The following is a 23,729-nucleotide window of genomic DNA, read 5'->3' on the forward strand; positions in this document are numbered from 1 at the left end:
GAGGAAAATACCAATGGAAGCTTTATTTATACAATACCCATGGCTTAATGAATTGCTTATGGGCTTTATGGGCTTATCTTTTAAACATATCGTTATGTGGGCGATCGGTGCCATTCTGATCTGGCTGGCAGTAGCAAAAGACTATGAGCCTGCTCTGCTGTTACCAATGGGCTTTGGCGCTATTCTTGCCAACATTCCTCACTCTTCGGCAGTTTCTCAACATCCTGGTGAGGAAGGTTTCCTAGTTGTTCTTTATAAAATGGGTATTGCTAATGAACTTTTTCCTGTATTGATATTTATCGCTATTGGTGCTATGTGTGACTTTTCACCGCTTATTCGCCGTCCGTCGGTTATGCTGTTTGCAGCGGCCGCCCAGTTCGGTATCTTCACAACCGCTATTGGAGCAACTCTTGTAGGGTTTAGCTTCCCTCATGCAGCTTCTATCGGTATTATCGGTGCTGCTGACGGCCCGACTACTATTTATGTAGCTAGCCGCTATGCTGTTGATTTACTTGGACCACTTTCTGTTGCTGCTTATTCTTATATGTCACTTGTTCCGGTTATTCAACCGCCTGTTATCCGCGCTATTACCACTGAAGCAGAACGTAAAATCAGAATGGGCTTCGAAGGGGAAGAGCCAGTATCTAAAACAACAAAATTCCTGTTCCCTCTCATGATTGTTATCATTGCCGGTATCGTAGCACCGATTTCGGTTGCTCTGATTGGCGCGCTTATGTTTGGTAATTTGTTGAAAGAATCAGGAGTTACTGAAAATCTTTCCAATTGCGCACAAAACGAATTAGCTAACCTGGTCACTTTATTGCTTGGTATTACCGTTGGTGGTACTATGAGCGCAGACCGCTTCTTAACTTTTGATGTTGCATTGATTATGGCCCTCGGTGCAGTTGCCTTCGTATTTGATACTGTTGGCGGCGTACTGTTCGCTAAACTTCTTAACCTTCTCAGCTCCACTAAGATCAACCCGATGATTGGTGCCTGCGGTATTTCCGCATTCCCAATGTCCGGCCGTGTTATTGCTAAGATGGCATTAAAAGAAGATCCCAGTAATTTCATCGTTCAGCACGCAATTGGCGTTAACGTTGCCGGTCAGGTTGCATCTGTTGTAGCCGGTGGTCTGGTATTAGCGCTTATTCCGGCACTGAGCAAATAAAGGAGGTAATGTAAGTGAGTAATGCTACTAGCTCTGCAATTACAATGTTATTTGTCGCTTTACCTACGATGTTTTTCGTAATAGGCGTATTTATTCTTTCCACAAAGGCTCTTCATGCTGCATTTCCTGCACCTGTAGAAGCTGACGACGAAGAATAAGATTCTTCCCATATAGAAGAGAACTTTCAACAAATAAACACCGAATGGATTCGGTGTTTATTTGTTTATATAGCTGATTATCCATAAATTACATAGCCTATTAAATAGGAATAGCAGCCGCTGTTCGAGAATATTGTTACTGGCTTATTTACTGCAATTATGGAGGCTGTTTTCTTGCAATTATCAATGATAGTTAAAGCTGCTGGTCTAAGTGCATTTTTATTAACCATTACGGGCTTATCATCAGCCGCTGTTACAACCCCAGAGGATGGTACTACGGAAGTTTCGTTCAGTTCCTATCGCAGCCACGATCATACATTTTCACAGAACCGGAATGTCTCTGCATGGCAAAATATTAGCGGTTCCACAAGAGCCATGGTTCAAACAAGTGAAATCCAGCTAGGCGATGATAATACAAAACAATACGGCGCTATAAGAAAATTTGCTGCAGGTTTTTATTTTAGCAGCCTGAAATCCAGTACCAGCATATGGCTGGATCAATACGAAAGCGCCCGGGCTTCTGGTGGGTTTCGTATTGACAGCCGTTATTATGCAGATCGAAAAACCAGCATTGTTTGTGCAATCACAAAAATGCCGGTGATTGACCTGGATACTTTAGGTTTTCAGGGAAAGCCGCTGTTAACGACAGATAGCTATACCGTAAAGGCGGAGAGGGTTCTAACCGCGGACAAAGACTTTGCAATTGGTTTGACGCGAGGGTTGTATAGTGACGATAATAAAAATACTGCCTATTCCTTGCAATACGGGCAGACTGTATATGACCGGGGCCGGGACAGACTGCGAATCGGCGCCTATGGTTACAAGGTTAACTGGGATACTGTCAGCCAGTGGTATGGCAATCCTTTAAGCAGTAAGTCCTATGGCGTGACTACTGCCTATGGAGTACGCGATGGTAAGGGGCGTTGGACAACCACTTTTACCGGTGCATGGGGTGCCGACAATGATAATCCTATTGAGTTTTGGCCTTCGCTGCAATTGCAGTACCGGTATCAAGCTTCTGCCAAAGACAGTGTTATGATTGGTTTTGCCAGTGGGCTGCGTACAGATAAAGCAAGTGAATTAGAAGGTCTGCGCCATAATTATCGTCAGATCAATGCAGCTTATCAGGCAAATTGGTAGAATAGGGGCTGTCGTACTAAGAAATTAGTACGATGGCTTTTTTGTAAAAAAGATAATGGGGCTGCCTCAAATAGATGTTAAAAACCTTTTTGAGACAGCCCTCTTGTAATATGGGGAAAAATCTCGGGTTGTCCTTTTGTCATCGCCACAAAAGGACCAAAAAGGCTAGGCCTAGTCTTCCAATAGCCTTGGAAAAATGCCGACTTACTAAAATTCGTAAAATCGCTGTCGCTCAAACAGTACGAATTTCTTAACGTAAGCCGGCATTTTTCCATCCTTCGGACCGGCTATTTCCAGAAGGGCCAAAAGAACGGGAAAAAATTACGTAGGGACGGAAATCATTACTGAAATTGCCCTCTCGCAGATGTTTGGCTGTGGGCATAAACGGGGGCCGCATTGCTCTTTTTCTAAAAGACAATGCGGCCCCTTTTATAGGACAGACGGGGGACTTTGGCTGAGGGTAGTGAATAAGGTAAGAAAGTGGCGTGCGGCAGCTGACAACTGGCGGTTGCGCATCCAGATAACAGCGGCTGATATTTCAATAACAGGATCGACAATTGTTTTGAACACAAGATTAGTGCTGGGGATAAGCCCTATTGCGGCCCGGGGGACTACTGCAATGCCTACATCGGCATCTGCCCAGGCTAAGATCGGCATGATATCATCGCTCTTGCAAAGAAATTGAGGATTGAAATTAGCCTGTTGACAATGAGCTGTAATCATTGCTTCGTATTTGCGGTGAATCATCAAGGGCTTATCAGCAAGCTGGGAAAGGAGAATACAGTCTTGCTGCATTTCTGATGGATCGAGGCGATTCTGATGTATAGCGGCAACCAGAGGTTCCTTTGGCAGTTGAATGGATTCGTAGGTATCGGTGTCAAAAGAAAACCGGACTAACCCGATTTCAATCAAGCCCCCGTTTAGCAGCTCAATAATCCGGATCGACTCACCTTCCCATAACTCAAAATTTAAATTAGGATAGTGCGTATGGAAAATCCGGGCTACTTTAGGCAGTATGGTTGTGCCTGAAGAGGAGGCAGTTCCAATTGAAAGTGTTCCGTGTGTACCTGTTTCAATTGCTTTAATTTCTTTTTCCGTATTATCCATTAATTTAAGTAATTGTTCAGCCCGGTTTCGGAGCAGACAGCCAGCTTCGGTAAGTTGAATTCTGCGATGTCCCCGGATGAAAAGTCGAGTGCCTAAACTCTCTTCCAGTTGTTTCATCTGCCTGCTAAGCGGAGGCTGGGCAATATTCAGTCGCTGTGCGGCAGTTGTGATATTACCCTCCTGGGCGACTGCCAGAAAATATTGCATTTCGCGGATACTCATCATACTGATAGCCTTCCTTATCAAGTTTGCATACCTTTAAAGTATGGTAAATGAATATTTTTAGTATTATTAGTATAGCAGTAACTTTGCTATAATGGAAAGCAGAAAAAATATTTGTTATAGGGATGGAGGATATCAATTGAGTAGGCCTTTGAATTCATTTGTGATAGCAGATGCTAAAGCGTGTATTGGCTGCCGGGTCTGTGAAGTAGCCTGCGCTGTTGCCCATGCAGAAAAAACAGTAAAAACGGTAGGAGATTTTGATGCGCCTCTATTGCCGCGCCTTTACCTCGTTAAAACGCCAGAAGTGACCGTTCCGGTCCAATGTCATCACTGTGAAGATGCTCCTTGTGCTAAATGCTGCCCGGCTGGAGCAATTGGGAGGCAAAACAACAAAGTGATTATAAACGAGAAGACTTGTATTGGCTGTAAAAGCTGTATGATTGCTTGTCCATTTGGTGCAATAGAGCTGATTGTATCGCCTAGAACCCTAGAAAATCCAGAATTGCCGTCAGTTGTTGCCAGTAAATGTGATTTGTGCAATAACCGGTCCACGGGACCAGCATGTGTACAAGCCTGTCCCAGGCAGGCACTCACCCATGTTAATTTAGAGCAAGCAAGACGGCAGCGCCGTATTAAGGCAGCAAGCACAGCTGGTGAGCTCATTGGGTGGGAGGAGTAAACTGTGAAACAAAATAAATATGTTACAATAGATGCTGAAATTTGTACCGGTTGTCAGCGATGCTGTGAAATATGTCCTGTAGATGCAATTGAGGGCGAACAAGGAAAACCACAGACAATTAACAGTGATAAATGTGTTATGTGTGGACAATGTGTACAAGTTTGTAGTGCTTATGCGTCCTGTTTTGAGACGTATCAGGATTCCCCCCTCCACAGATTACAGGAACGCCGCATGCCGGAGATTGTCAGAGAGCCTTTATTTGCTGCTTACTATATTGGTGATATTCCTCAGGTTAAGCAGGCATTAGCCAATCAATCGCTGTTCACGATGGTGCAGTGTGCTCCGGCGGTACGTGTTGCAATTGCCGAGGATTTTGGTATGGAGCTTGGGAGTCTGGTACCTGGTAAATTAGCTGCTGCTCTCAGGCGCTTAGGGTTTAAGCGGATTTATGATACGAATTTTGCTGCTGATTTAACCATCATGGAAGAGGGCAATGAATTAGTTAAGCGCATTACGCAAGGGGAAGCTTTACCGATGTTCACTTCCTGCTGCCCGGCGTGGGTAAAATATGTCGAAGATGAGTATCCAGAACTGATAAAGCACCTGTCCAGCTGCAAATCACCGCAGCAGATGGCTGGAACCATGTTTAAAACGTATGGGGCAGCACTTGATTCGGTGGCTCCTGAAGCAGTTTATAGTGTAGCAATAATGCCTTGTACGTGTAAAAAAGCAGAAGCACTTCGGCCGGAAATGCAGTCTAGCGGTTTTCGCGATGTAGATGCAGTATTGACGACTAGGGAATTAGCCTATTTGATTAAAGAGGCGGGCATTGACTTTAACAGCTTGCCGGAAGAAAGCTTTGATGATCCACTAGGCTGTTATTCAGGTGCCGGTCATATTTTTGGTGTTACCGGCGGCGTTATGGAAGCCGCCATTCGCACAGCCTATGAGCTCATAACCCACAAGCCGCTGGCTGATATTAATGTGACCACAGTACGTGGTGGACAAGGTATTAAGAAAGTAACAATCAATGCCGGTCCGGTACAACTGAAGACAGTAGTTGTCGCAGGCCTTAAAAATGCAATACCATTGCTGGAAGAGTTAAAAAACGGAAAAGCGGATTTTCATTTTATGGAAGTAATGACCTGCCCGTCAGGATGTATCAGTGGCGGGGGCCAGCCTAAGCTGCTATTGCCTGAAGACCAGATAACAGCCCGGGAGCTGCGGGCTTCCAGTATGTACCACCATGATGAAGAACAGAAGTTTCGCAAGTCTCACGATAACCCGGCAATTAAAGAAGTATATGAAAAATTTCTGGGTGAGCCGCTGGGGCATCATGCCCATAAGCTATTGCACACTCACTATGGAGACAGAAAAAATCGGCACGAGGCTAAATAGCTGATATTATGCTGCCTAGAATGATGGGGAGGTAGGAATATGAATGATTTTGTAGTGGCAGACCCGAAAAAATGCATCGGCTGCCGTACCTGTGAAGTTGCCTGTGCGATGGCTCATGCCGGTGAAAATGCACTTGACCATTTGACCACAGATACGTTTTCTCCCAGACTGCAAGTAGTTAAAACGGCTAAAGTCAGTATGCCGGTGCAGTGCCGGCACTGTGAAGACGCCCCCTGTGCGAGAGCCTGTACTGTTCAGGCCATTGTGCAAAGCGGCAATTCGGTGCAAGTTGTTGAGGGGCGGTGTGTGGGCTGCAAGGCCTGTTTAATAGCTTGTCCTTACGGAGCAATTGAACTGATTGTTTCTGATACAGACGAAACCAATACGAGAGTTGAAGCGCTAAAGTGCGATCTTTGTGTGAAGAACGATAGTGGACCGGCCTGTATAAAAGTATGTCCGACAAAAGCGCTGCACAGAGTCGAGGGAGCGCAAATAGCTGGACGCTTGCGGAATAAGCGCCTGAAGGCAGCTCTGGGAGCAATCAATACGATTGGGTCAAACTAGCAGACCTATTTGCAGATGGAGGTTGTAAAATGGCGAAGAAAGTGTTAACTGTATGTCCCTATTGCGGCAGCGGCTGCCAAATTTATCTTTCCGTAGAAAACGGCAGTATTATTGGTGCTGAGCCAGGGCCGGGACGTACCAATGAAAGCGAATTATGTTTAAAGGGTTATTATGGGTGGGATTTTTTGAAAGATACCAAGCGACTGACGGCAAGGCTGACTAAACCGCTGATCAGGCGCACTCGTTCGGAGCAATTTGAAGAAGTATCCTGGGAGGAAGCAATTGAATTTGCCTCTTCCAGACTACAAAAGATAAAAGAGCAATACGGCCCTGATGCTATTATGGCTACGGGTTCAGCCCGGGGACCGGGTAATGAAGCGAACTATGTCATGCAAAAGTTTGTGAGAGCTGCATTAGGAACGAACAATATAGACCATTGTGCCCGCGTATGTCACGGTTCCTCTGTGGCTGGGCTGGCAGCAACTCTGGGAAATGGCGCTATGTCCAACTCTATTCCTGAGATTGAAGACACGAAATGTGTATTTATTTTTGGCTATAATGCGGCAGACTCCCACCCGATAGTTGCCCGTCGTATCTTGAAAGCGCAGGAAAAGGGGGCCAAAATAATTGTAACTGACCCCCGTTTTACCGAGCAGGCCCGGGTTGCCGACTTATGGCTGCCGATAAAAAATGGTACGAATATGGCTTTGGTAAATGCTTTTGGCAATGTATTAATTGAGGAAGGCTTGATTAAAAAAGACTACATAGCCAATTATACGGAAGGGTTTGAGGAGTATAAGAAAACGGTAGCTAAGTATACTCCGGAATATGTTGAAAAAATTACGGGAATACCGGCTAATGACATCCGTATGGCAATTCGCATGTATGCGAAAGCTCCCAGTGCCTTTATTCTCTGGGGAATGGGAGTGACCCAATTCGGGCAGGCGGTGGATGTAGTCAAAGGGCTGTCGTCGCTGGCGCTGCTTACCGGCAATCTGGGACGCCCCAATGTGGGAGTGGGGCCGGTTCGGGGACAGAATAACGTGCAGGGAGCTTGTGATCATGGGGCATTGCCTAATATGTTTCCTGGCTATCAGCCTGTAAAAGATAAAGCAAGCAGAACTAAATTTGAAAAAGCCTGGGGCGTGTCTTTACCGGATAAACAGGGCTATCATCTTACCGAGGTGCCACATCTTGTTAAAGAAAACAAGCTGAAGGCATATTACATCTTCGGTGAAGATCCGGTACAGAGCGATCCCGATGCGGCAGCAGTCCGGGAGTCGCTGGATAATATGGAACTGGTGATTGTGCAGGATATCTTTATGAACAAGACGGCTCTTCATGCCGATGTTATTTTCCCGGCCACATCCTGGGGAGAGCATGAGGGCGTGTATTCCTCAGCTGACCGCGGGTTTCAGAAATTTAATAAAGCAGTCGAACCCAAAGGGGATGTAAAGCCTGACTGGGAGATTATTTCGCTTATGTCAACTGCGATGGGTTACCCCATGCACTATAATAAGACTGAAGAAATTTGGGAAGAGCTGCGTCTATTATGCCCTATTTATGAAGGCGTGACATATGAGCGGCTCGAAGAGCAGGGGAGTATTCAGTGGCCGTGCCCAACTGTTGGCCATCCCGGCACACCGTATTTGTACGAAGGAAATAAATTTGATACGCCAAGCGGCAAAGGACTGTTGTTTGCGGCAGAATACCGTGCACCGAAAGAGCGCCCTGATGAGAACTATCCCTTAATCCTGTGTACTGTGCGGGAAATTGGTCATTATTCGGTACGAACCATGACAGGTAACTGCGCAGCCCTGCAGGTACTGGCCGATGAACCAGGATTTATTCAGATCAGCCCTGCTGATTTGATGAAGCTAGGTGTTAAAGATCAGGAACTGGTATGGGTATCTTCGCGGAGGGGTAAAGTTATCGCCAGAGCGCTGAGTACTGAACGGGTAAATACCGGCGCTGTTTACATGACATATCACTGGTGGATTGGTGCCTGCAATGAGCTGACGATTGACCATCTTGATCCTATTTCTAAAACACCGGAATATAAGTATTGTGCTGTTAAGGTTGAAAAAATTGATGACCAGGCAGATGCTGAAGAGTATGTACAGCGCGAATACAGCAAGCTCAAAAAGAAAATGTTTTGCTAAAAATGTGTATTTTACTCGCATTTCAAAATAAAGATGGTGTACACTAGGAGGGGTGACTATATATTATATACCGTAAGAGTAAAGTTGGAGGGGAACTATGATTATATTTAAATCAGCAAGAGAATTAGCAATCATGCGTGAGGCCGGATTGATTGTGGCCGAGTGTCATGCGCTTCTTGGTGAAAGAATAAAGGCAGGAGTATCCACTCTCGAATTGGATGAACTTGTAGAAGGTTACATCAGAAGAAAAGGAGCCATTCCCAGCTTTAAAGGCCATCACGGCTTTCCTGCTTCTATTTGTGCGTCAGTGAATGATGTGATCTGCCATGGGATACCGAATGGGCAGCCGCTGCAAGACGGGGATGTCATAACCATTGATATTGGTGCGAAGGTGAATGGTTATCATGGTGATTCTGCCTGGTCGTATGCGGTAGGGGAAGTATCGCCTGAAATTGAGAAGCTGATGAAAGTAACCAAGGAATGTTTATTTCTTGGCATTGAGCAGGCTCAGCCGGGCAAGCGCATCGGTGATATCGGGCATGTTATTCAAACGTATGCGGAAAGCCTGAAGTATGGAGTAGTAAGGGACTTCTGCGGTCATGGTGTGGGGCGGGAACTATGGGAAGATCCTGAAATTCCTCATTATGGTCATGCAGGCAAGGGCGCGCCAATTAAAGCGGGCATGACAATTGCGATTGAGCCGATGATCACCATGGGGCGGTGGCAGGTGAAAACAGATCCCGACGGGTGGACGGCCCGGACAATTGACGGCTCGATCTGCGTCCAATATGAGCATACGCTTGCGGTAACGAAAGAAGGGCCGGTAATTTTAACTCAGCTATAATAAAAAACGTATTACCTGAATATGCGCAGGTAATACGTTTTTTTATTTTTAGCCGCTGGCTGCTGCCGCTTGTCCGGTGCAGCTCGCTGCAGATAACCGGCCCTGGTGCAAATGCACGGTAAAGTCTGCCCGGGCCGCTAAATGCGGGTCGTGAGTGACGATAATAACGCTGCTGCCATTGGTACGTGCTTGCAGTAAGGAGTCGGCAACGCTGGCGGCCAGTGCCGGGTCAAGATCATTTGTTGGTTCATCAGCAAGCAATATTGCAGGTTTAAGTACTAAGGCTCTCGCTAAGGCCACCCGGCGCATCTGGCCCAGGCTGAGTTCCTGCGGCCGGTGATTCATCCGGTGTGTCAGTTCAAACCTGGCTAATAAACTGCGGGCGTATTTTTCAGCGTCTTTGCCGGACCTGGCAAACCAGGCAGGAAGCATCACGTTTTCCAGCGTTGTGAGCGAAGATACAAGGCGGGAACGCTGAAAGACAAGCCGAAATACTGGGCCCGTAATTTCGCTTGTTCTTCGGCAGAGGACTTTGTTATATCACGGCCATTTACAACCACTTTGCCGGATGTTGCCTGCTGCAGCAAGCCGATGATCGAGAGTAAGGTGGTTTTCCCGCTGCCTGATTGTCCGGTAAGTGCCAGCGCTTTTCCGGCTTCCAGCGTCAGGGAAATCTCTGATAGAATGGTATCTGTGCCATAGACCTTTGTAATCTGTTGAATTTCCAGCAAATGTCCCATATGTTCCCCTCCTTAATCGAATTCACCCCGGGTCATAGTCGTACTTGGATCAATTTGCCGTCCCCGGTATGATGGTAACCAGGCAGCCAGTGCTCCCATCAGCATATAAACTCCGGTAAGGGTGAGGGACAGCAAGGTCAGGAAGAACCAAGAAGGTGCTATGAAGGGAAAGGATTGATAGGCAGCGAGAACAATCAGCCCTGTCTGATATAAGGCTTCACCCAGAATAAGGCCGGTAAGTCCTCCTGCAAGCGTTATGAAAATTGCCTCACCGACAATAATGTAGGTTATATCACGGACGGAGGCTCCAATAGCTAAATAGAGGCCCCACTCGGCTTGCCGGTCCCACGTCAATGTGTAAAAGCGGGAAAAGAGCTGAAAAAGTGATGCGATAGCAGTCAGCGCGGCTGCACCGCCTAAAAGCAGCAGCAGTACAGTAAATTGATCATTAATGCGTTTCTTTACCTCTGCTGCCACAATGGTCTGAACGTAGCCAACTTGCTGAATTGTGCTCACAATTTCGTTAACATTGGCAGTGTCACTGACTTTTACCAGAACGGCAGATATGAGCCCCTCGGGAGGCCCCTGCTTCTCCCACACCGGTTTTAACTGCTTATTGGCACTGACTACCCGCCGGGCCTCGTCCATACTAACAAATAGGGAATAATCCAGAGTTGTACCCGTTTCCTCAGCAATAGCGACGATGTTGTACCATTTGCCGAGAATCGCAATCTTATTTTTAACCCAGGTGGGAATTTTGGCCCCGAGGATCACTTCATCTGCACTTAATTCGTTTTTGTGTATCTTTTTAAGCCATGGTCCGACAATCCAGTCACTTGCCGGATCATAACCCAGCATCCGGTTATTAGTACCGATATCATGGCAGTCTGCCGTCAGCGTATTAGTGAAAAACTGGGGTGTCGCAGTTGTGACACCCGGAATACTTCTTACGGCATCGAGGGTGTCTTTCGGCATATACGTATTGGCAATTGCTCCGCCGAATAAATAAAGACTGGGCTCGATTGTTAACCCACCTGGTATAATCACAATATCAGCACCCATGCGCTGCCTGGATATTTCCATGCCTGAATGAATACCTTTGTAAAGAGCGGTTATGCAAAAAATAATGGCGATGCTAATGGCTATCGCTATAATAATGGACAATGCTTGCAGCTTACGGTGGAGCAGGCTTTTCCAAATTAAAAAAGTCATTTAGCCGTCCTCCCGGGAGTTGCGAACCTGCAACCAGATAAGCAAGGCGCCCGTTACTGTAAATAAGCCACCGCCGAGTGTAACGAAAAATGTAGTTTTGTGGCAGGCGCCGGCATCGGGGCATATGCCGATAACCCAAGGTTGAGGCAACAGGAGGATGGTACTTCCCAGAAGCAAAATAACGATACCGTTCAGTAAACGAGCTTCTGTGCCGGTCAGCACAAAGAGGCTGCCTGAGAAAATGACTGCCAGCAGGGTAACGATAAACTCAGCCTGATAAGCATAATGGCAGAGCATAGGCTGTGAGCTGCCGGTAAGTCCTGTACAAACCGGAATTATTTTCGGCAAGGCTAAGAGCATAAGGCTGATCAGAAGTGCCACCCATGATAGAGTTTTGTAATGATTCATGTTAGTACCTCCTTGAAATAGGCAATTTACTCATGAGCCCTATTTACTTTATAGAGAGCAAAGCACTGACGCAGTTTGCGTTTGTTCAGGCAGCAGCTGACCATGCTGTGTCGGATTACCATGGTTAGGAGTTTGCCTGAAGGGAGCGCGGTTAAAGCCGGAATACAAAATGAGAATACCTGCTAGAAATAGTCCAATTGCAAAAACAGTGTAGCGCAAAAGTGTCATCGTAAAACCTCCTTTCAAAATAATAAAAGGCTAAGATTGCCCTTGAAGGGAATCTTAGCCTTTAGATTTGATCGTCTAATCAGCCAATAGCTTAGCACTATTATTTATAGGGTTGCTTGAATTGTTCTCATCCTAGCACATTGGCTGAAACCGTGTCAAGAAGAAATTGTAGAAGATCATGATTGACATGATAAATGCTATTGTGATACCATATTACCAAATTTCATTGTGCCGTTTAGCGCTGATCAGGTAACTGAAGGCGGATACTTTTCATTTCGGTGAAAAGTATCCGCCTTATATTTTCTCACAATTCTTTGTAGAGTCTGCTAGAATGGAGGAAGAACATGTTTCATGATGTCATTTGGAAAACACTATTTACACTACAGCGACTGCTGGCAATATTTCTTTTTCTGGCTCTTTGGGAGGCCCTGCCGCGCTTTGGCTTTGTTGATCCATTTTTTCTCCCGCCGTTGTCGCACGTTATTCAGGCTATCATAAAGATGGCGCAAACAGGCGAATTATTTCAGCATTTGGCAATCAGTCTGCGCCGGACACTTACCGGCTTTACACTCGGGCTCCTGGTTTCCGTGTCGTTAGGACTGCTTATCGGCTGGTTCAGCAGAGTGGAGCGCTTTGCTGATCCTTTACTGCAGGCTTTTCGCCAAACTTCGGCATTGGCCTTATTCCCAGTATTTATTCTGTTTTTTGGAATTGGAGAGATGTCAAAGGCTGCTATTATTTTTTGGGGTGTCCAATGGCCGATCTTGCTTAACACGATTTCCGGTGTAAAAAATGTAGATCCTCTGCTGATTAAATCGGCCCGTTCCATGGGGGCCTCACAACTGGTTATTTTCCGTAAGGTAGTACTCCCGGCGGCATTACCATCAATATTCACGGGAGCCAGGTTAGGCGCTACTTCAGCCATTCTCTTGCTGATTGCAGCAGAAATGGTAGGAGCAAAAGCCGGTTTGGGTTTTTTAATATTTGATGCTCAGCAGAAATTTCAAATTCCCCGGATGTATGCGGCAATTTTACTTATGTCTGTCATTGGCTATTTTGCAAACTATACACTGGTGAGGCTTGAAAAAAAATATACCGCATGGAAAGAAGAGCTTCGTCCAGGTAATTAATCTAACTAACATATATATGGAAAGGTGGTCATTATTTTGACAGCAAATCATTTTGATACGAAAATTAACCGTCATCAATCAGGCAGCGTAAAATGGGATGATGCTGATTTTTTGTTCGGAGCCGAAGGCGTGTTGCCTTTATGGGTGGCTGATACGGATTTTCTTGCTCCTGCTCCAGTGCTGGAAGCCATTCAAAAGCGGGCAGCTCATGGCGTTTTTGGTTATCCTTCACCCCGGCATCAAGGATTTAAGGCACTACAGGGGTGGCTGAAGAAGCGGCATAACTGGGAGCCGGATGAGGCGTGGATGGTGAGTACACCCGGCGTTGTTACAGCTCTATCCGTTGCAATCCAAACTTTTACGCAGCCAGGAGATAAAATTATTATACAACCGCCGGTCTATCCACCATTTTTTTCATCAGTACAACGCAATGGGCGGCAGATTATTGAGAATCCGCTTATCAATGAAGGTGGAAACTACCGGATTGATTTTGACGATCTCGCCCGCAAAGCGAAAGATGCAAAGCTGCTTATTTTCTGCAATCCCCATAATCCGGTGGGAAGGGTTTGGTCTAAAGAAGAATTAAAAGAATTAACTGCTATTTGCCTGCAAAATAATTTGCTAATTGTGTCCGATGAAATTCATAGTGACTTGATTTTACAAGAGCATCGTCATATCCCATTGAGTTCGCTGTCACAAGAATTAGCTGCCCGGATTATTACTTGCATGGCACCTAGTAAAACCTTTAATACTGCAGGCTTGTATACATCAACTGTGATCATTTCTGATGCGGAAGTACGTAAGCAATTTACGGACAGCGTGCAGACGCTGGGGATTGCAAAGAATAATGTTTTCGGTATAGCAGCGCAGGAAGCGGCTTATCTTTATGGCGAACCCTGGCTGGAGCAGTTGTTAGTTTATCTGGAAGGAAATGCCGATTTTTTAACCGGCTTTGTTGCTGAAAAATTACCGAAAATTAAAATCAAGAAGCCTGAAGGTACTTACCTCGCTTGGCTCGATTGCCGTGAGCTTGGGCTTACAGCAGATCAACTTGGCAGTTTTTTTGCTAATGAAGCCAAAGTGGGACTCAATAATGGTGCTACATTCGGTCAACAGGGGGAAGGCTTTATGCGTCTGAATTTTGGCTGCTCCCGTGAAGTGCTGCGCGAAGCCTTGGAGCGGATTGAACAGGCGTACAAAAAGGAGCGCTTCTAGTATGACAGAGTCTCTTTTAGCAGCCAGAACCGGACAAATTCAGCTGCCTGTATTTCGTGAAATCGCCGCTCTGGCTGCACAGCATAAGGCGATTAATCTGGCAGGAGGGACACCGGATTTTCCGGCGCCGGCCGTTGTGAAGCAGGCCGCTGCTCAGGCTATTGAGGCTGATCTGAATCAATATGCACTCTCCCATGGCGTAAAAGAATTGCGTGAAGGCATTGCGGCCAGGATACAACAGGAGCATCGTATAAGCGTTGATCCGGATACGGAAATCACCGTTTGCTGCGGCTCTACCGAGGCAATGACGGCAGCCTTACTGGCAGTAATTAATCCCGGAGATGAAGTCATTATTATAGAGCCTGCTTTTACCATTTATGCACCGGGGGTTATCTTAGCCGGCGGCCGGCCTGTGCCCGTCAAGCTGGAAGCGCCGGAGTTTAAGCTTGATTCGGGATTATTGGAACAAGTTGTTTCTTCCCGGACAAAAGCGGTTATTTTTAATTGTCCTCATAATCCTACTGGAAGAGTTTTTTCGAAGGAAGAGGTAGCGGGTGTTGCCGAGGTTTGTCTTAAGTATAATTTGGTGGCTCTTACCGACGAAATTTATGACGAAATTTTCTTTGACGGACTTGCTCCAGTACGATTATGGGCTCTGCCCGGTATGCGGGAACGAACGATACTGATTAATGGCTTATCAAAAACCTACAGTATAACCGGCTGGCGGTTGGGGTATGTAATTGCTCCGCCGGTGTTTACGCAGGCGATTAAAATTACGCATAACTACTTGTCACTCAGTGCGCCTGCCCCGCTGCAAACGGCTGCTGTTACGGCAGTTTGTTTACCTCAAAGCTATTATGAGGAATTGCGCAGGACATACCAGGAGAGGCGTGATTTGCTGTTAGCAGGCTTGAATCGTTTAGGATTTTCTTGTCTGAGACCGGAGGGCAGTTATTTTATTATTGCCCGCTTTGATCAGTTCTCCCGTCAGGATGATCTGGCGTTTGCGAGATTGCTGGTTAAGCAGGTTGGCGTGGCAGCTGTGCCGGTATCGGGCTTTTATACTCAGCCTGAGTCGAAGGACCGTTCCTTTTTACGGTTTGCTTTTTGTAAACAGGCAGAGACGCTGGTTGCAGCATTAGAGCGGCTGCAGCAATTAGTGTCTTGACCAAGTTAAATCTTAGTTTAGCCAGCGTATCTTTTTCCGCACTGCTGCGTTGTCGTCGCCTTACATATTCTCGATATGCGCGGACTCCTCCGCCTTGCATTGCAAAAAAATCTACACTGTCTAATTCTAATTCACAACTTTGTCAAGACACTATCAGGAAGGGAGGGGAACTGATGAAGCAGTACGGGATTGTATCTCCCTCAATAATTGAGGAATTGGCAGAAATAGTCGGCAGTGAATACCTGATCGGCGCCTCTTCTATTCCCGGGAAATATGGCTATGATGCGGGAACGCAGTCAGGAAGGCATTATTTGCCGGAGGTTGTGGTGTATCCTGCTGATACAAGGGACGTTGCGGCTGTTATTAAGGTTGCCAACCGTGAAAGAATTCCTGTTACACCTCGCGGCGGCGGCACCGGACTTGCCGGTGGTGCCGTAGCAGTTTATGGAGGAATTCTACTTGATCTTGGACGGATGAATCGCATCATGCATATTAATAAATCCGAGAAATATCTAATTGCTCAATCGTCGGTACCCACTATTGAAATACAACAAACTGCCTATCAGCAGGGGCTGTTATACGCCGGAGATCCCTGCAGCAGCGACGAATGCGTTATTGGCGGCAATATTGCTACGAATGCCGGCGGCAATTTAGCAGTCAAGTATGGAGTAACTGCTGACCAGATATACGAACTGGAAATCGTAACCGCCCAGGGAGAGATTGTCACTTTAGGCGGTCATTTGAAAAAGAATTCGACCGGCTACGGGTTGGTAAAAATATTTGCAGGTTCGGAAGGGACGCTGGGCATCATTACGCGGGCTACTCTTAAGCTGCAGCCACTGGCGCCCATTATTGTTAATTATGTAGCTGTATTTGCTGACTTAGCGGCTGCACTGGCTGCAGTTACCGCCATTCTGGATAAGAAAGTACCTGATATTATTTCATTGGAACTAATGGATCGCGGCACTGTTTTTGCGCTTGAGCGTTACCGTAAGGAGCTGCTTTTACAAGGACATAAGGGTGATGCGCTGATTATTCAGATAGAAGCACAGGATCAGGCTGAACTACAGATAAAATATAAGCTCCTCACACAAATCCTCGGCACAGTAGAGCATATTGCTTTTTTTGAAACGGATGGGACTCGCATTTGGCAGGCCAGGCGTATGTGGGGAAAGGCTAATCAAGCCGAAAAGCCAGTTAGCGTATCGGAGGATATTGTCGTCCCTGTTCATTCCGTTCTGCCGTTTATTGAGAGCTTTCAAACCTTTATTGCTTCTGCCGGATTTGAGTTTCGCATAGCCGGTCATGCCGGTGACGGTAATCTGCATTTGCGCATCATGCCTAATCGGGTAGCGCTTACGGAATGGGAAGATGCACTAGTCGAGTTTCGAAAAAAACTATATCAAGAGGTTTATCGTTTGGGAGGCCGTTTATCAGGAGAACATGGTATCGGTTTAAAGCGCAAGGCGCACTTAGCCGGTCTAATTGATCCAGTTGAGCTGACACTGATGAAAGCTATGAAGCAGGCATTTGATCCTAACAATATCTTAAACCCCGGAAAGATTTTCGATTTAGATTAAAGGAAAAAATAAGGTAATAGGTATAAAAACCCGCAAAATGCGGGTTTTTTGTTCTGATTTGAGTAGGATAGTGGCAAGGTTGTTTGTTGTAACTTAAAGAATATGGAGATATAATTAAATTTTAATCTTCTATTAGCCTATTTATTGTGAGGCGAAAAAAATGTCCGTCCTGGTACAACTATTTTCAAACAGGCAATTTCAAAGTATTGCTTTTGTACAGATGCTGACTGTTTTCAGCACTAATTTGTTGGCTCCCATTTTACCTGTCCATTTTAAACTGCAAGGACTAAGCGAATCGGAAATTGGTTTTATTATGGGGATTGTTTCCCTTGGCGCTTTGGTAGTCAGACCCTGGTCAGGGATGAGTGTTGACTTACGTGGCAGCCGCTGGACAATTCTTTTTGGCCAGATTTTGACGCTTATCGGCATTGCCGCTTTTGTATGGACGACTAGCTTTTGGCCGCTTCTATTACTGCGCTTTTATCAAGGAATTGCGATGGCTTTTTATGGAACCGGGTCCATTACCTTTGCCAGCTGCGTGGAAACACCGGAAAATACTTCAGCTGCGATTGCTTATTTTTCCTTATTTACGATGATTGGTTTGGGGATTGGTACAAGCGTTGCTCCTCTTGTCTATGGCAGCTTGGGATTTACACCGGTAATTGCAATTAGTCTGACTGCCGTACTGGGGGCACTGCTGTTTATGAAGGCTTACTCCAAACCGGTACCGCGCTGTGAGAGTGACCTGCGGGCACCTTTTCGGACAGTTTTAACAACAAAAGTAGTATTAGCTCCTTCTGTTTGCCTCTTTGCTTCCAATTTTGCGCTGGGAACAGCTTTTACCTTTGTACCTCTTTTATCGCTGACACAGGGGATTACTCATTATTTTGTGTTTTTTGTAGCCTTCAGTATTGCCGTAGTGTGCGCACGACTAGGGGTTCAAGCTATCAATAGCCGCTGGGGACCGGAACGAACCTCGATTGGTGCCAGCCTGCTCAATGCGCTTAGTGCGCTCCTGCTGGCAGTTTTGCCATCTATAGGTACCTATGCTGTAGCAGGGATTTTAATTGGTTTCGGATTCGGAATTGTTTATCCAACGTTAGCCGGATATTTAGTGCAGCACGTCAATCCTGCCAACAAAGGAACTGCACTTAGTATTCTGTCGGGAGCTGGCGATATTGGCAATGCTCTTGGCGCTTCCGTGCTGGGAATTGTGGCACAGACCATGGGCTTTACAGCTGTATTCGCAGGGGCGGCGTTGGTTATTATAGCCTGTACATATTATTTTTACAGCACTTTACTGATAAGACGACAGGCTGGTATGCACTAAAACAAGCAAGACAAGTGAGGCAAGACATATGAGAAACTGGCAGATATTGATTTTACTGGTACTTTGTAATTTGTTTTGGGCCGGCAATTATGTGTTTGGCAAATATGTTATTTCTGAAATAACTCCTTTATGGATTACTTTTTCGCGATGGGTATTAGCACTTTTTTTCTTGTTTCCTATAGCTTATTACTTCGAAAAAATGGAATGGAAATCGATCAAAGAAGAGTGGCTGTTATTAACCAGTATGGGGGTTCTCGGGATTATCGGCTATAATCTGCTGCTTTACTCGGCGTTGGCCTATACAACAGCAACGAATGCTGCGCTGGTAAGTGCTTTAAACCCGGGTATTATTGTTTTAGTTTCCGTTTTTCTTACAGGTGAGCGGGTTTCAAGATTACAGGCGGCAGGTTTTTTTCTTTCTCTTACCGGTGTGCTTATTATCTTGACAAACGGGGAATTAGCCCGCTTACTCCAGGCAAATTACAACCAAGGCGATTTACTCATGCTGGCAGCAGTTCTTATTTGGACGGCATATTCGCTGATCAGTAAAAAAATACAAACTCCGCCAATTACCGCCACAGCAGTGTCGTCGGCAATAGCCGTATTATTGATGGCACCGTTTGCTGTTTCACAGGGGATCAATTTTGCTGCTATTAAGCCATTAGCATTAGGCGGGATTCTTTACATCATTCTGTTCCCCTCTGTATGTTCCTTTGTATTCTGGAACTTGTCCGTCAAGGCAATTGGCGCCAGTAAGTGTGGTGTTTTCCTTAATTTAATTCCTGTTTTTACGGCGATAATCAGTGTAATACTTGGAGAGCGAATAACGCTTGCCCAGGTGCTCGGAGGCTTATCAGTCTTTATAGGGGTTTACCTGACAACAGGAATGCTGGACAGGCTATTGATTAAACAAGAAAAAGTGACAGAAAACTAGGACGTGTCTGCAACCTAGAGCACTGACCAATGACGAGTGATTTTTCGCCACCGTCAGTGGGTGGTCAAGACAGTCAGCAGATACGCCCTGGGTAAAGAGGTGGCAGGACAAATGTTAACAGAGCAAACTTTTGCTGAGACAGTAGCCGCAAACGGTGGGCGAGTTTATCGGGTTGGCGGATGCGTTCGTGATACCTTAATGGGAGTTGTTCCGAAAGATATCGATTTTTGTGTCGCAGGTATGGTAAAGAAAAACTTTAAGGTACTTTTTCCTGAAGTAGAAGAAATCGGCAAAAGTTTCCCGGTTTTTCGCCTGTTGATTGATGGTAAGAAATGTGAAGTCGCTTTTGCACGGACTGAGCGGAAAGAGGGCAGCGGCTATAAAGGTTTTAAAATTTCATCCAATCCCAAAGTAACAATCCAGGATGATCTATATCGGCGGGATACGACAGTGAACTCGATGGCAGTAGATTGTTTAACCGGAGAGTTGATTGATCCTTTTCAGGGGCGCCAGGATATTAAGGCCGGTATATTGAGGGCAACGAGCGGGCACTTTTCGGATGATCCGATGCGGGCTTTGCGGTTGGCAGGACAGTCAGCCCGTTTGGGCTTTACGGTAGAAGAAAATACGCTGGCTCTCGCCAGAGCTGTTCGCGATGAGCTTGCGGAAGAACCTTCCGAGAGGCTGATAGCCGAATTGACTAAGGTGCTGGAGGGAGCCCGGCTCCCTGCAGACTTTTTCAAGGTGCTGCATAAGGCCGATTTGCTGCAAATTGCCTTTCCGGAAATTGCGGAATTGTCTAGTCCGGTGTTTGACGAGACTATGGAACAGCTGGACCTGGCTGCCCAGGCAACACACGAGCCCAAATTGCGTTTTGCAGCTTTGGGTTTTACCTTAAGCAAAGAAACTTTGCTGCGATGGAACCACAGTATGACTTTACCTGGAGACTGGGTAGAGGCGGCAGCTATGGCCGGTAAGATAAAAGGGCTGCTGTCACAGCCTACCCCGGAAAATGTGGTGGCCGCAATTAATCAGTTAAGGCGTGGTTCACTTAGTATAAGCGAATTTGATATCCTTGCAAAAGGAGTGCGCTTGAATGTACCTGAATTAGGCCCACTGCAAGCTGCTATCTCGCTGCTGCCGGGTGAGGCGGTACCTAAGGACCTAAAGGGGAAGGAAATTGGTGAATGGTATAAAATTAAGCATATTGCCGCTATCCGGCAGATGCTCAACTTATAAAGGGAGGGTATAACATGGAGTTCAAATTTTTAATGCCAACAAAAGTTCTGTTAGGGGTTGGTTGCGTTGCGGGCAATAAAGAAGAGTTCAGCAAGCTGGGCCAAAAGGCACTGATTGTTACGGGGCGTAATTCTGCTAAGGCCAGTGGCGCATTAGCAGATGTTACCACTGTGCTCGATGAGCAGGCGATTGTCTGGGAATTATTTGACCAGATTGAAGAGAACCCGACATTCGCGGTGGTTGAAGCAGGTGGAGCAGCAGCCCGGCGGTTTAAGCCCGACATGATTATCGCGATTGGGGGAGGGTCTCCTTTAGATGCTGCTAAAGCGATTGCTGTGCTTGCAGTAAATTTCATTAGTGCCTCTGAGCTGTATAAAGGAGATTTTCAAGCCGCTCCGCTGCCGATAGCGGCAATTCCGCTCACAGCAGGGACCGGCAGCGAAGTTACACCCTATTCGATTTTGACGGATAGCGAGCGTCAGACGAAACGCAGCTTTTCTGATGTTCGTATTTTTCCGCAAATCGCATTTCTTGATGCCCGCTATACTCATACTCAGTCCAGAGCGGTTACTGTTAATACTGCGGTTGATGCGCTTTCCCACGCTATTGAAGGGTATCTGTCTAAACGTTCAACAGCGGTAAGCGATTGTCTGGCTCTTGAAGCCATCCGCTCCTTTGGGCGGGCTTGCAATGCTTTGGTTTTAGGAGAGTTTGACATATCCGTGCGGGAAGAATTGCTGTATACCTCACTGTTGGGGGGCGTTGTCATTGCTCAGACGGGAACGACGGCTGTTCACGCTTTAGGCTATTCTCTCACTTATTTTTATCAGGTTCCTCACGGCAGAGCCAATGGATTGCTGCTGGGAGAATATCTGCGCTTTAATGAACCGGTGGTACCGCAAAAGGTAGAAGCCGTTTTAGCTGCATTAGGGCTAAAGACAGTGGATGAAATGAAAGTGTTAATGAGCAGGCTGCTGCCAAGCAGGGAAGTTTATTCGCAGGAAGAGTTACATAAGTTTGTTGCTATTGCCAGTGAAGCAGCTAATATTGTCAATACTCCCCGGCAGCCCGGCAAAGAAGATCTATATAACTTATTGCTGCAGTCATTAACTTGTAAAGCTTAATAGACTAAATTTAGAAATTTTAGAAATTAATTGACTTTGTCTTTTAAAGACCGGATAATAGATTACAGATAATACCAGAATCGGCAAACTTATCGAAAGGTAAGGACGCAAAGCTATGGGTCTAAGGGTGCTGCCTATGATTGCCAGGTTGCCATCACTTATTGTAAGGTGGTGCTAATAATGTCTTGTCGTGTACTAGTCGTTGACGACTCGGCTTTTATGAGAGTGCGATTGCGCGAAATTCTAGAGTCTTCCGGTGCGACTGTAGTCGGAGAAGCGGCAAATGGGATAGAAGGAATTAAGAAGTTTCAAGAGTTAAAGCCCGATTTGATGCTGCTTGATATTACGATGCCTGACATAGACGGACTTACGGTACTAAAAGAGGTTCTGCAATTCGATTCTCAAGCTAAAATTATTATGGTTTCTGCTTTATCGCAAAAAAGTATTATTATGGAAGCTTTACAATCAGGCGCGAGGGATTACATTATTAAACCTTTGGATTTGCATAAGGCTAAAGAAGTTTTATCTAAGGTTTAACGCAGAAAGCTGTAATTTTAAATAAGCAGAGAAAAATAAGCTTTTTCTCTGCTTATTTTTATTTTGTTAGCTAATAACAACTTGAGCCTGCAAAAAATGCTGTAACGCTAAACGTTAGTCCCGGTAATATGATATACTGATCAAGAGGCTGGCAAGGAGGAGATAAGATGAAGATATTACGAATTTTACTAGTATGCATGTTCTTGTGTGCCGGTGCAAGTAATGGCTACGCACAGGAAAATAAGATACAACTACGTTGGGCAAGTGCCGAGGATGCTGTCATGTACGAGCTGGAAGTAGCTACAGTTCCGGTGCTAAAAGACCGGAAGGCACCGCAAGATAAAATTGCCTATCAAACGACAGCAATTTATACTCCAGGTGTTGAGCTTGATTCAACATTAGTCTCCGACAAAAAGTTATATTATCGAATTCGTCCATTGGATCTGGACAAGAAGGCTGTAGGACGGTTTTCTGTTCCGGTTCCTTTAGACCATGGCATTGTCAATCCCCAGTATCCAGCAGTGACGACTTACGGAAAAAAGAAGGTGCTTACGCCTCTGTATCCCGTTTATGCCTGGATTCCAGTATTACATGCGACGCGATATGAAGTGGAAGTTACCAACAGGCTGCCGGAGAATCCCCATGGGACAATGTCCTCAAGCTATCGCATCCGGAATTATTCGGTAGAGTCAGGTTTTGATTATTATGACACTGAAGCTTACCGGGTGGATGGTACATACTATTGGCGAGTAATTGCCTTTGATGGTGAAGGGGAAGCTATTGGTGGGTATTCCGATGCTGTTCCCTTCCAGGTAAAAACGGGAATACATAAATGGGCGGTTTTTGGCGATAGTATTACCCATGGCGGAGGGGCTGTTTCCAATCCGCCATCGGATGAAAGATTTGATTACTCGTCTTATCTACCCTTTCCGGTAAAAAATCTCGGCAAAAGCGGTGATACGGCATGGGCTCTGGCTGAACGTTTTGAAAGGGATGTCTTGCCTTTTCAGCCACAGTATTTGTTTATCTTAGGCGGCAGCAACAGTATCCGGGGAGGCACTACCGCAGGTGAGGTTATCGAATCACTGGACCTAATTAAACAAAAATGTCAGGATAATGGCATTACGCCAATTTTTCTTACCTTGCCACCGGTTAATCCTGAAAGGATAGAGCGGGTATTTAATCAGCCAACTGCTGATAACTGGCAGACAGAGTTACAACAAGTCAATGCATACGTGAAAAGGCAGCCTTACTATGTCGATATTTATGCCGGTTTGGCAGATGAGCGGGGCTTATTACCGGTTAGATATGCGCAAGACGGGTTGCACCCTGATATTTCGGGTAAAAAAGTAATGGCCCGTGCGGTGCAGTCTTTCGTAAAAAAATATAAATTCAAGTAATCTGCCAGTGAGCATTAACGCAGCTCACGGATTAGA

24 protein-coding genes and 1 riboswitch are annotated in these 23,729 nt (G+C 45.9%); of the genes, 18 read left to right on the forward strand and 6 right to left on the reverse strand.

What is annotated here, in order from left to right:
- Positions 1 to 13: 13 nt before the first annotated feature.
- From RTR76_RS10320 to RTR76_RS10330, 3 genes are all read left to right on the forward strand, one after another.
- Positions 14 to 1,171 (forward strand): sodium ion-translocating decarboxylase subunit beta, encoded by a 1,158-nt coding sequence (locus RTR76_RS10320; protein ID WP_312520197.1) that lies wholly within the window; start codon positions 14 to 16, stop codon positions 1,169 to 1,171.
- A gap of 14 nt (positions 1,172 to 1,185) precedes the next feature.
- Positions 1,186 to 1,329 carry a hypothetical protein gene (locus RTR76_RS10325; protein ID WP_312520199.1) on the forward strand — a complete coding sequence of 48 codons (144 nt, stop codon included), beginning with the start codon at positions 1,186 to 1,188 and terminating at the stop codon, positions 1,327 to 1,329.
- Positions 1,330 to 1,503: 174 nt separating this feature from the next.
- Positions 1,504 to 2,469 carry a hypothetical protein gene (locus tag RTR76_RS10330; RefSeq protein WP_312520202.1) on the forward strand — a complete coding sequence of 322 codons (966 nt, stop codon included), beginning with the start codon at positions 1,504 to 1,506 and terminating at the stop codon, positions 2,467 to 2,469.
- 429 nt (positions 2,470 to 2,898) lie between these two features.
- Here the strand turns inward: RTR76_RS10330 and RTR76_RS10335 are convergent, their stop codons facing one another.
- The gene (locus RTR76_RS10335; protein ID WP_312520204.1) at positions 2,899 to 3,801 is read right to left on the reverse strand and encodes a LysR family transcriptional regulator; all 903 of its coding nucleotides are present in this window, start codon (positions 3,799 to 3,801) and stop codon (positions 2,899 to 2,901) included.
- 136 nt (positions 3,802 to 3,937) lie between these two features.
- Between RTR76_RS10335 and RTR76_RS10340 the strand changes: the two genes are divergently transcribed.
- From RTR76_RS10340 to map, 5 genes are all read left to right on the forward strand, one after another.
- Positions 3,938 to 4,480, forward strand: coding sequence for a 4Fe-4S dicluster domain-containing protein (locus RTR76_RS10340; RefSeq protein WP_312520207.1), 543 nt, complete (start codon positions 3,938 to 3,940; stop codon positions 4,478 to 4,480).
- 3 nt (positions 4,481 to 4,483) lie between these two features.
- Positions 4,484 to 5,878 (forward strand): [FeFe] hydrogenase, group A, encoded by a 1,395-nt coding sequence (locus tag RTR76_RS10345; protein ID WP_312520209.1) that lies wholly within the window; start codon positions 4,484 to 4,486, stop codon positions 5,876 to 5,878.
- A 39-nt stretch (positions 5,879 to 5,917) separates the two neighbouring features.
- Positions 5,918 to 6,442: a 4Fe-4S dicluster domain-containing protein gene (locus tag RTR76_RS10350; protein WP_312520212.1), complete on the forward strand. Its 525-nt coding sequence runs from the start codon at positions 5,918 to 5,920 to the stop codon at positions 6,440 to 6,442.
- A 29-nt stretch (positions 6,443 to 6,471) separates the two neighbouring features.
- A complete protein-coding gene (fdhF, locus tag RTR76_RS10355; protein WP_312520214.1) occupies positions 6,472 to 8,604 on the forward strand; it encodes a formate dehydrogenase subunit alpha in 2,133 nt (710 codons plus the stop codon).
- Positions 8,605 to 8,701: 97 nt separating this feature from the next.
- Positions 8,702 to 9,448 carry a type I methionyl aminopeptidase gene (map, locus tag RTR76_RS10360; RefSeq protein ID WP_312520217.1) on the forward strand — a complete coding sequence of 249 codons (747 nt, stop codon included), beginning with the start codon at positions 8,702 to 8,704 and terminating at the stop codon, positions 9,446 to 9,448.
- Between the two features lie 48 nt (positions 9,449 to 9,496).
- Here map and RTR76_RS10365 read toward each other — a convergent pair whose 3' ends face one another.
- From RTR76_RS10365 to RTR76_RS10385, 5 genes are read right to left on the reverse strand one after another with little or no spacing between them, the layout of a single operon-like run.
- On the reverse strand, positions 9,497 to 9,955 hold the full coding sequence (locus RTR76_RS10365) for an ATP-binding cassette domain-containing protein (protein WP_312520335.1): 459 nt from the start codon (positions 9,953 to 9,955) through the stop codon (positions 9,497 to 9,499).
- Complete coding sequence (locus tag RTR76_RS10370; RefSeq protein WP_312520220.1) at positions 9,880 to 10,188, reverse strand: ATP-binding cassette domain-containing protein; 309 nt, start codon at positions 10,186 to 10,188, stop codon at positions 9,880 to 9,882. Before RTR76_RS10370 ends, RTR76_RS10365 begins: the two co-directional genes overlap by 76 nt.
- A gap of 12 nt (positions 10,189 to 10,200) precedes the next feature.
- Positions 10,201 to 11,400 (reverse strand): ABC transporter permease, encoded by a 1,200-nt coding sequence (locus RTR76_RS10375; protein WP_312520223.1) that lies wholly within the window; start codon positions 11,398 to 11,400, stop codon positions 10,201 to 10,203.
- Positions 11,401 to 11,808: a DUF4418 family protein gene (locus tag RTR76_RS10380; RefSeq protein ID WP_312520227.1), complete on the reverse strand. Its 408-nt coding sequence runs from the start codon at positions 11,806 to 11,808 to the stop codon at positions 11,401 to 11,403. It lies immediately after the preceding gene.
- 48 nt (positions 11,809 to 11,856) lie between these two features.
- A complete protein-coding gene (locus RTR76_RS10385) occupies positions 11,857 to 12,036 on the reverse strand; it encodes a hypothetical protein (RefSeq protein ID WP_312520230.1) in 180 nt (59 codons plus the stop codon).
- Between the two features lie 344 nt (positions 12,037 to 12,380).
- On the opposite strand from RTR76_RS10385, the gene RTR76_RS10390 reads away from it, so the two are divergent.
- The 10 genes from RTR76_RS10390 (at position 12,381) to RTR76_RS10435 (ending at position 23,693) form a co-directional block, all read left to right on the forward strand.
- Positions 12,381 to 13,166 (forward strand): ABC transporter permease, encoded by a 786-nt coding sequence (locus RTR76_RS10390; protein ID WP_312520233.1) that lies wholly within the window; start codon positions 12,381 to 12,383, stop codon positions 13,164 to 13,166.
- Positions 13,167 to 13,202: 36 nt separating this feature from the next.
- Positions 13,203 to 14,381 (forward strand): PatB family C-S lyase, encoded by a 1,179-nt coding sequence (locus RTR76_RS10395; protein ID WP_312520235.1) that lies wholly within the window; start codon positions 13,203 to 13,205, stop codon positions 14,379 to 14,381.
- Between the two features lies 1 nt (position 14,382).
- Positions 14,383 to 15,549 (forward strand): aminotransferase class I/II-fold pyridoxal phosphate-dependent enzyme, encoded by a 1,167-nt coding sequence (locus RTR76_RS10400; RefSeq protein WP_312520238.1) that lies wholly within the window; start codon positions 14,383 to 14,385, stop codon positions 15,547 to 15,549.
- A 173-nt stretch (positions 15,550 to 15,722) separates the two neighbouring features.
- Entirely contained in the window at positions 15,723 to 17,129 is a 1,407-nt protein-coding gene (locus RTR76_RS10405; RefSeq protein WP_312520241.1) for an FAD-binding oxidoreductase, read from the forward strand.
- 160 nt (positions 17,130 to 17,289) lie between these two features.
- Positions 17,290 to 18,459 (forward strand): MFS transporter, encoded by a 1,170-nt coding sequence (locus RTR76_RS10410; protein WP_312520244.1) that lies wholly within the window; start codon positions 17,290 to 17,292, stop codon positions 18,457 to 18,459.
- Positions 18,460 to 18,487: 28 nt separating this feature from the next.
- Positions 18,488 to 19,393, forward strand: coding sequence for a DMT family transporter (locus RTR76_RS10415; RefSeq protein ID WP_312520247.1), 906 nt, complete (start codon positions 18,488 to 18,490; stop codon positions 19,391 to 19,393).
- Positions 19,394 to 19,504: 111 nt separating this feature from the next.
- Entirely contained in the window at positions 19,505 to 20,632 is a 1,128-nt protein-coding gene (locus RTR76_RS10420; RefSeq protein ID WP_312520250.1) for a CCA tRNA nucleotidyltransferase, read from the forward strand.
- Positions 20,633 to 20,646: 14 nt separating this feature from the next.
- The gene (locus RTR76_RS10425; RefSeq protein ID WP_312520253.1) at positions 20,647 to 21,756 is read left to right on the forward strand and encodes an iron-containing alcohol dehydrogenase family protein; all 1,110 of its coding nucleotides are present in this window, start codon (positions 20,647 to 20,649) and stop codon (positions 21,754 to 21,756) included.
- Positions 21,757 to 21,828: 72 nt separating this feature from the next.
- Positions 21,829 to 21,912: riboswitch (cyclic di-GMP riboswitch) on the forward strand.
- A 24-nt stretch (positions 21,913 to 21,936) separates the two neighbouring features.
- The gene (locus RTR76_RS10430) at positions 21,937 to 22,293 is read left to right on the forward strand and encodes a response regulator (RefSeq protein ID WP_312520256.1); all 357 of its coding nucleotides are present in this window, start codon (positions 21,937 to 21,939) and stop codon (positions 22,291 to 22,293) included.
- Positions 22,294 to 22,460: 167 nt separating this feature from the next.
- The gene (locus RTR76_RS10435; protein WP_312520259.1) at positions 22,461 to 23,693 is read left to right on the forward strand and encodes a GDSL-type esterase/lipase family protein; all 1,233 of its coding nucleotides are present in this window, start codon (positions 22,461 to 22,463) and stop codon (positions 23,691 to 23,693) included.
- Positions 23,694 to 23,729: the final 36 nt, after the last annotated feature.

The organism is Anaerospora sp., from assembly GCF_032013335.1.
Lineage (GTDB): Bacteria > Bacillota > Negativicutes > Sporomusales > DSM-15969 > Anaerospora.